This window comes from uncultured Frigoribacterium sp., assembly GCF_963515265.1.
Classification (GTDB): Bacteria; Actinomycetota; Actinomycetes; order Actinomycetales; family Microbacteriaceae; genus Frigoribacterium.
In genome coordinates this window covers 1-8,480 of record NZ_CAUPYL010000106.1, presented here as the reverse complement: position 1 = coordinate 8,480, position 8,480 = coordinate 1, and the positions used below count along the sequence as shown (strand labels likewise).

At 72.9% G+C, this 8,480-nt stretch carries 5 protein-coding genes and 1 pseudogene; 5 read left to right on the top strand and 1 reads right to left on the bottom strand.

Features of this window, described 5'->3' with window-relative positions; genetic code table 11:
• Nucleotides 1–1,367: pseudogene (locus RWM17_RS09490) on the top strand (hypothetical protein); the annotation flags it as partial.
• Nucleotides 1,368–1,450: 83 nt separating this feature from the next.
• Here RWM17_RS09490 and RWM17_RS09485 read toward each other — a convergent pair.
• Complete coding sequence (locus tag RWM17_RS09485; RefSeq protein ID WP_314103045.1) at nucleotides 1,451–2,455, bottom strand: cation transporter; 1,005 nt, start codon at nucleotides 2,453–2,455, stop codon at nucleotides 1,451–1,453.
• A gap of 281 nt (nucleotides 2,456–2,736) precedes the next feature.
• On the opposite strand from RWM17_RS09485, the gene ileS reads away from it, so the two are divergent.
• From ileS to ndk, 4 genes are all read left to right on the top strand, one after another.
• On the top strand, nucleotides 2,737–6,018 hold the full coding sequence (gene ileS, locus RWM17_RS09480) for an isoleucine--tRNA ligase (protein WP_314103044.1): 3,282 nt from the start codon (nucleotides 2,737–2,739) through the stop codon (nucleotides 6,016–6,018).
• Nucleotides 6,015–7,418: a bifunctional folylpolyglutamate synthase/dihydrofolate synthase gene (locus RWM17_RS09475; protein ID WP_399540389.1), complete on the top strand. Its 1,404-nt coding sequence runs from the start codon at nucleotides 6,015–6,017 to the stop codon at nucleotides 7,416–7,418. The genes ileS and RWM17_RS09475 overlap by 4 nt, the downstream gene beginning before the upstream one ends.
• On the top strand, nucleotides 7,415–7,825 hold the full coding sequence (locus tag RWM17_RS09470) for a DUF4233 domain-containing protein (RefSeq protein ID WP_314103042.1): 411 nt from the start codon (nucleotides 7,415–7,417) through the stop codon (nucleotides 7,823–7,825). The genes RWM17_RS09475 and RWM17_RS09470 overlap by 4 nt, the downstream gene beginning before the upstream one ends.
• Before the next feature lie 126 nt (nucleotides 7,826–7,951).
• On the top strand, nucleotides 7,952–8,368 hold the full coding sequence (ndk, locus tag RWM17_RS09465; RefSeq protein WP_146904530.1) for a nucleoside-diphosphate kinase: 417 nt from the start codon (nucleotides 7,952–7,954) through the stop codon (nucleotides 8,366–8,368).
• Nucleotides 8,369–8,480 lie beyond the last annotated feature (112 nt).

Below are 8,480 nucleotides of genomic sequence, written 5' to 3'. Positions count from 1 at the left end.
GACCGGAGGCGCCCGCCGAGTCGCCCGGGCCGATCACCGACGCTCCTGTGCCGAGCGCCCCGTCCTTCGGCGCCGAGGCGGTCGAGCCCGCGGAGGCGGAGCTGACGGACACGGCCGCGGCGGCGGCCGTGGAGCCCGCCCCGGCGAGCCCGACCATCCAGTCGCCCGTGGACGACTTCATCTCGGTCGACGCGGCGGGCGGCGCCGTCGGCACCCGCGTACCCGTGACCGTTGGGGGCACGGCAGTCGCCGGGGCCGTCGTCGAGGTGACCTTCCGGCGCGGTCTGCGCGACGGAGCGACGCAGGCTCCCGTCAGCACGACGGTCGGCGACGGCGGCACCTGGTCCGTCGGAGTCGTCCTCGAGAGCGGCGACTGGTCGTTCGCCGCCACCCAGCAGCTCGTCGACGTCGACGGCGTGCCCGTCAGCGAGCGGTCCGCCCCGACCCCGGACCGGACCGTGAGGCTCTCGGCGCAGACCGCTCCTGCCCCGACGCTGGTCGGCCCGGCCGCCGGTGCGGTCTACGCCGCCGTCCCGGGTGCGCCGTCTCCCTACGATCGTCCCGCTGCTCGCGTGCCCGTGTCCGGCACGGGCACGCCCGGCGCCGTCGTCCGGTTCCTCCTGGACGGCACGGAGGTGCTCGAGTACGACGGCGGCCTGCTCGTCGGGCCGGACGGCTCCTGGGCCACGACCGTCCCCGCGCCCGCAGGCACCTACCGCGTCGCCGCGCTGCAGGACTACGTCGACGGCAGGAACGGCTACGTGAGCCAGTCGTCCCCGAGCGTCCTCGGCGAGGAGTTCACGGTCGTGGAGGCGGCTGCCCTGCCCGCACCGATCGTGACGTCGCCGGTCTCCGGTGCGGTCTTCGACACGCTCGCCCCGGAGACCGACGGCTACGTCACCGTCACCGCGGAGGGCACGGGCGTCCCCGGGGCGATCCTGCTGCCCTTCGTGGGCACCGCAGCTGAGCTGGAGGACTTCCGGGCCCGCAACGCGGCCGGCGAGATCCTCCCGTACGACTACCCGATCGTGGTCGACGAGTCCGGTCGATGGAAGATCTCCGGGATGAACCTCCCGGGCACCTACCTCTTCACGGTCGTCCAGTACGACCCGAGGTTCTCGGCGCCGGTCTTCTCGGCCGAGGCGCCCGTGGTCGAGTTCACGGTCCGGGCTCCTGGCGCGGCCCCGACGATCGTCCCCGCAGCAAGCGGCACGTCGCTCGTCCCGTCCGCGGTGCGGCCCCCCGCGCCGAGCGCGCTGGCCTACACCGGCGCCGACCACGTCGGGGACGCGGCGCTCGCCGGGCTCGCCCTGCTCGTGCTCGGCTTCGTCGCGACGCTGATCGGCCGACGCCGCCGACGGGCGTGACCTGCGACCGCGGCGCCTGACGGGCGCACGACGAAGGGTCCGTTTCCCTGGGGGAGGCGGGCCCTTCCGCGCGGGGAGGCAGGTCAGCGACGCGGCTGCAGGCTCGGCTCGTCCGGTGTCGAGAGGGTGAGCACCGCCTCCTCGACGACGTCGTGCTCCTCGAGCTCGCGCTCCACGCGGCGGAGGGCGACGGCGACGTGCTCCTCGGTGTCGTCGCCCGTCATGTCGACGGCGGCGACCAGGTACAGGCGGCTCGGGCCGACGAACTCCGTGTGCAGGTAGGTGACGCGGGCGATCTCGGGCCGGGCGAGGAGGCGCTCGAGCACCGTCGTCTCGAGCTCGTCGCTCGGGCTCTCGCCGACGAGGAACCGGCGGTTGCGGTCGACGAGCACGAGGGCGACGACCCCGAGCAGCACGCCGACGAGGATCGAGCCGACCGCGTCGTAGACGGCAGAGCCGGTCACCTGGTGCAGGAAGATGCCGAGGAACGCGATGAGCAGGCCGACGAGGGCGGCGGCGTCCTCGGCGAAGACGGCGCGCAGCGTCGAGTTCGAGCTGCGGAGCACGAAGCGCAGGGTGGGCACCTGCCCGGCCCGGGCGCTGCCGCGGGCCTGGCGGAGGGCCTGCAGGAACGACGTGCCCTCGAGCAGGAAGGCCACCCCGAGCACGACGTAGTTCACCAGGTAGTCCTCGGCCTCCTCGGCCGCGCCGAGCTGCGAGATGCCGTGCTGGATCGACACCACGGCGCCGACGGTGAAGAGACCGAACGCCGCGAACATCGACCAGACGTAGGTCTCCTTGCCGTAGCCGAGGGGGTGGTCGTCGTCCCGCTGCTTGACGCCGCGCTTGTCGGCGATGAAGAGGAAGATCTCGTTGCCCGTGTCGGCCCACGAGTGCGCCGACTCGGCCACCATCGACGCGGAGCCCGTGAGGAACGCCGCGACGGTCTTCGCCACGGCGATCAGCAGGTTCGCCAGGAACGCCACGATCACCGTCGTCGTGCTCTCCGGCTTCGGCGCGGGCCCGGTGCCGGGCTCGGTGGGCGACGCGGTCGCCGCGGGCGGCGCCGCGGAGGGCTCTGGGGTCATGCTGCCGATTCTGCACTGCCTGCACCTGATCGCGTCCCGCCTCCTCGGCTCGTATGATGGACGAGCACTGATCCGGCCATCACCGGGGAGCACTCGGCAGAACGCGTCGATCGTCCCGACACCGGGGCAGGAGGCGTCACTAGACCCGAGCGGGGCAGGCCCGTCACAGCCGCAGCAGAGAGGTCGTCCCGTCCGGGACGGCAAGCGAGGTGGTACCGCGCCGACCGAGAACCCTCGGCAGGCGTCCTCGTGGACGGACATCCGCAGCACCTGGAGCCCCCATGGCCTACAAGCCGGTACCCGCATCGCCCCGGTTCCCCGACGTCGAGCAGGGCGTGCTCGCCTTCTGGCGTCGCGACGACACCTTCCAGGAGTCGATCCGCGCCCGCGAGGGCCGCGACGAGTGGGTCTTCTACGACGGCCCGCCCTTCGCCAACGGCCTGCCGCACTACGGCCACCTCCTCACCGGCTACGCCAAGGACGTGTTCCCGCGGTACCAGACCATGCGCGGCAAGCAGGTGCACCGCCGGTTCGGCTGGGACACCCACGGCCTGCCCGCCGAGCTCGAGGCGATGCGCCAGCTCGGCATCACCGAGAAGCACCAGATCGACGAGATGGGCATCGGCGCGTTCAACGCGGCGGCGCGCAGCTCGGTGCTGCAGTACACCGACGAGTGGCAGGGCTACGTCACCCGCCAGGCCCGCTGGGTCGACTTCGACGACGACTACAAGACGCTCGACGTCGGCTACATGGAGAGCGTCCTCTGGGCCTTCAAGCAGCTGTGGGACAAGCAGCTCGCCTACGAGGGGTTCCGGGTGCTGCCCTACTGCTGGCACGACCAGACGCCGCTGTCGAACCACGAGCTCCGCATGGACGACGACGTCTACAAGATGCGCCAGGACCAGACGGTCACCGTCGCGTTCCCGCTCGTCGGGGCCAAGGCCGAGTCGCTCGGCCTGACCGGCGTCGAGGCGCTCGCCTGGACGACGACCCCGTGGACGCTGCCGACCAACATGGCGCTCGCCGTGGGGCCCGGCATCTCGTACGTGACGGTGCCGCACGCCCTGCTGCCCGGCGAGCGCACGGGCGACCAGCAGCTGCTCACGGGCAGCGTGTTCCTGCTCGCCGCCGACACCCTCGCGGCCTACGCGAAGGACCTGGGCTACGAGTCGCCCGAGGCGGCCCAGGCCGCCGTCACGGCGACCTTCGCCGGCGCCGAGCTCGAGGGCGTCGAGTACGACCGCATCTGGGACGTCTACGCCGACACGGAGGCGTGGGGCACCGAGAACGCCTGGCGCCTGCTCGTCGCCGACTACGTCGCGACCGGCGAGGGCACCGGCATCGTGCACCAGGCGCCCGCCTACGGCGAGGACGACCAACTGGTCTGCGCCGCCGCGGGCATCCCCGTCATCGTGTCGGTCGACGAGGCCGGCCGGTTCCTGCCGATGTTCGACGAGCTCGGCGTCGCCGGGCTGCAGGTGTTCGACGCCAACAAGGTGCTCGTGCAGCGCCTCCGCGCCGACGGCCGCCTCGTGCGGCTCGCGAGCTACGAGCACAGCTACCCGCACTGCTGGCGCTGCCGCAACCCGCTGATCTACAAGGCCGTCTCGAGCTGGTTCGTCCGCGTCACCGACGTGCGCGACCGCATGGGCGACCTCAACCAGGAGATCACCTGGGTGCCCGAGAACGTGAAGGACGGCCAGTTCGGCAAGTGGGTCGCGGGCGCCCGCGACTGGTCGATCTCGCGCAACCGCTACTGGGGCTCGCCGATCCCCGTCTGGCGCAGCGACGACCCGGCGTTCCCGCGCACCGACGTCTACGGCTCGCTGGCCGACCTCGAGGCCGACTTCGGTCGCCTGCCGACGAACGAGCAGGGCGAGCCCGACCTGCACCGTCCGTACATCGACGACCTGACCCGGCCGAACCCCGACGACCCCTCGGGGCAGAGCACGATGCGCCGCATCGAGGACGTCTTCGACGTCTGGTTCGACTCGGGCTCCATGCCGTTCGCGCAGGTGCACTACCCGTTCGAGAACCAGGAGTGGTTCGAGTCGCACGCCCCCGCCGACTTCATCGTCGAGTACATCGGGCAGACGCGGGGCTGGTTCTACGTCATGCACGCGCTCTCGACGGCGCTCTTCGACCGGCCCGCGTTCTCGAACGTGATCAGCCACGGCATCGTGCTCGGCTCGGACGGCCAGAAGATGTCGAAGAGCCTCCGCAACTACCCCGACGTCTCCGAGGTCTTCGACCGCGACGGCGCGGACGCCATGCGCTGGTTCCTGATGTCCAGCTCGGTCATCCGCGGCGGCAATCTCGTCGTGACCGAGGAGGGCATCCGCGAGGGCGTCCGGCAGTTCCTGCTGCCGCTGTGGAGCACCTACTACTTCTTCACCCTCTACGCGAACGCCGCCGACGGCGGCAGCTCGGGAGGCGAGGGCCGGCACGTCGCGGACGGCCTGGTCGCGACCTGGCGCACCGATTCCACCGACGTGCTCGACCGGTACCTGCTGGCCAAGACGCGCCTCCTCGTGACCGACGTCGAGCGGCACCTCGACGCGCTCGACTCGCCGCTCGCGGCGGCCGCGCTGCGCGACTTCGCCGACGTGCTCACCAACTGGTACGTGCGCCGGTCGCGCGACCGCTTCTGGGCCGGCGACGACCGCGACGCCTTCGACACGCTCTTCACCGTCCTCGAGACGGTCACGCGCGTGGCCGCGCCCCTGGCGCCGCTCGTGACCGAGGAGATCTGGAAGGGCCTCACCGGCGGTCGCAGCGTGCACCTCACCGACTGGCCCGACGCCTCCTCGTTCCCCGAGGACGACGCCCTCGTCGCCTCGATGGACGCGGTCCGCGCGATCGCGTCGTCGGGCCTGGCGCTCCGCAAGGCGACCGGACTGCGCGTGCGCCTGCCGCTGGCGCGCCTCACCGTCGTCGCGCCCGACCCGGCCGGCCTCGAGCCGTTCGGCTCGATCCTCCGCGACGAGCTGAACGTCAAGGAGGTGGCGTTCACGCCCCTGACGGAGGAGAGCCTCGGCGAGTGGGGCGTCACCCGCAAGCTGACCGTCAACGCCCGTGCCGCAGGGCCCCGCATCGGCAAGCAGGTGCAGCAGGTCATCCCGGCCGCGAAGAAGGGCGACTGGGCCCCCGTCGGCGAGAACGTCGTCGTGGGGGGCGTCGAGCTGCTGCCCGGCGAGTTCACCCTCGAGCTGGCGGTCGACGACCCGTCGGCGGCGATCGCGTTCGTCGGCGACGGCGGCTTCGTGCTGCTCGACACCGCCACGACGCCCGAGCTCGAGGCCGAGGGCCTGGCCCGCGACGTCGTCCGGGCCGTGCAGCAGGCACGCAAGGCTGCGGGCCTCGACGTGTCCGACCGGGTCGTGACGACCGTGGCGACCGACGCGGCCGCGGCCGCGGCGCTCGGGACGCACCGCGAGATGGTGCAGGCCGAGACCCTGACGACCGAGCTGGTCGTCGACGTGCAGGACGACGTCGCGGCGCGCGACGGGAAGGTCGCGGTCGGCTCCGGCTCGGCCGTGACGGTGGAGGTGCGACGAGCGTGAGCCCGAAGAAGAGCAAGAAGGACGACGGCGTCGGCCCGGAGGACGGCGAGTTCGCCGCCGAGGCGACCCGGGTGCACGACGAGCTGCTGGCCCGCGTGGGGGAGTCCGCCCCCGAGCCGCGCCTGTCGGCCACGCGCCGCGCCGTCGAGCTGCTCGGCGACCCGCAGCGCGCCTACCCCGTCATCCACATCACGGGCACCAACGGCAAGACGTCGACGAGCCGCATCATCGAGAGCGTCCTCCGCGCCCACGGGCTGCGGACCGGGCTCATGACGAGCCCCCACCTCGTGCGCCTCAACGAGCGCATCGTCGTCGACGGCGAGCCCATCAGCGACGAGCGCCTCGTCGCCAACTGGGACGACATCCAGCCCTACCTGACGATGGTCGACACCGAGCTCGAGGCGGCGGGCGAGCCGACGCTCACGTTCTTCGAGGCGCTCACGGCGCTCGCCTTCGCGTGCTTCGCGGACGCCCCGGCCGACGTCGTCGTGCTCGAGGTCGGCATGGGCGGCGAGTGGGACAGCACGAACGTCGCCGACGGCCAGGTCGCCGTCTTCACGCCGATCGCGCTCGACCACCAAGCCCGGCTCGGGTCGACCGTCGAGGCCATCGCCCGGACCAAGGCCGGCATCGTGAAGCCGGCCGCCTCCGTCGTCAGCGCGGCCCAGCTGCCGGAGGCGCTGGCCGAGCTGCAGCGCGCGGCCGAGCTCACCGAGTCGTCGCTGGCCGTCGAGGGCGTCGCCTTCGGCGTCGAGTCCACGACGGTGGCGGTGGGCGGTCAGGTCGTCACGATCCGCGGCGTGGCGGGCCGCTACGAGGACCTGCTCCTGCCGCTCTTCGGCGACCACCAGGCGCAGAACGCGGCAGTCGCGGTGGCCGCGGTCGAGTCGTTCCTCGGCAGCGGCAGCCAGGCGCTCGACCACGACGTGCTCGCCGAGGGGCTCGCCGCGGCGACGTCGCCCGGGCGGCTGCAGATCGTGGCCAACGAGCCGACCGTCCTCGTCGACGCGGCCCACAACCCGCACGGCGCGCGAGCGCTCGCCAAGGCGATCGACGACTACTTCCAGTTCGGCCGCGTCGTCGCGGTGCTCTCGGTCCTCGCCGACAAGGACGCTGCGGGCATCGTCCGCGCGCTGTCGGGCACGGTCGACCAGTTCGTCGTCACGCAGAGCGGCTCCGACCGCTCCGTGGACGCCGACGAGCTCGCGGCCGTGGCGGTCGGCGTCGTCGGAGCCGCACGCGTCGTGGTCGAGACCGATCTCGTGGCGGCGCTCCGCACGGCCCGCGACCTCGCGGACGAGGCCGAGGGCGACGAGCCCGGCGGCATCGTGGTGACGGGGTCGATCACGCTGGTCGGCGACGTGCTCGCGCTCTCGCAGGCCGAGGGCGGGCTCTCGTGACCGAGGCGCCGCCTCCTGCGGACCCCGCCGGCCCCGCGCGCCCGACGCGTCGCGCACGTCGACGCGGCGCGGCCGAGAGCCTGCTGTCGATCGTGCTCGTGCTCGAGGCCATGTCGCTGTTCTTCGTCATGCTCGTCGTCAACGGACGTGACCTGCTGCCCACGGGCGTCGCGTTCGGCGGCGGCCTCGGCGCCATCGTCCTGATCCTCCTCGTCTCGCGCACCCTGCGCTGGCGGTGGGGGATCGTGCTCGGCTGGGTCGTCCAGCTCGGGCTCGTCGCCTGCGGGCTCCTCGACCCCGTCATGTACGTGGTCGCTGCCCTCTTCATCGCGATCTGGACCTACTGCCTCGTCAAGGGCACCCAGCTCGACCGCCTGAACGCGGCGCGCTTCGGCCCGCAGCCCTGATCGCCCGCAGCCCTGACCGCCCGTAGCCCTGACCGCCCGCACCGTCGCGACCCGCCACGAGCCCACCAGCCCCCCGAACCACCACCAGCCCCCGAACCACCACCCGCCCCACACGAAGGAGCACCAGTGACCGACCTCCAAGAGACTCTCGTCCTCGTCAAGCCCGACGGCGTCGCCCGCGGCCTCACCGGCGAGATCCTCCGCCGCATCGAGGCGAAGGGCTACTCGCTCGTCGACCTGCGCCTCGTCCAGGCCGACCGCGACCTGCTCGCCCAGCACTACGAGGAGCACGTCGGCAAGCCGTTCTACGAGCCGCTCGTCGAGTTCATGCAGAGCGGCCCCACCGTCGCGATCCGCGTCGCGGGCAACGGCGTCGTCCCGGGCTTCCGCTCGCTGGCCGGCACGACCGACCCCACCACCGCCGCCCCCGGCACGATCCGCGGCGACCTCGGCCGCGACTGGGGCCTCGCCGTGCAGCAGAACCTCGTGCACGGCAGCGACAGCCCCGAGAGCGCCGCGCGCGAGCTCGCCCTCTGGTTCTGATCTCTCTGACATGACGGAGGGGCGGGGGGGGGGACCCGGCGCGGCCCCCGCCCCCCCAGAGGCGGTCGCGAGGGGGCGGGGGTAGGGGGGGGGGGGGGGCGGCGGCGGGGGG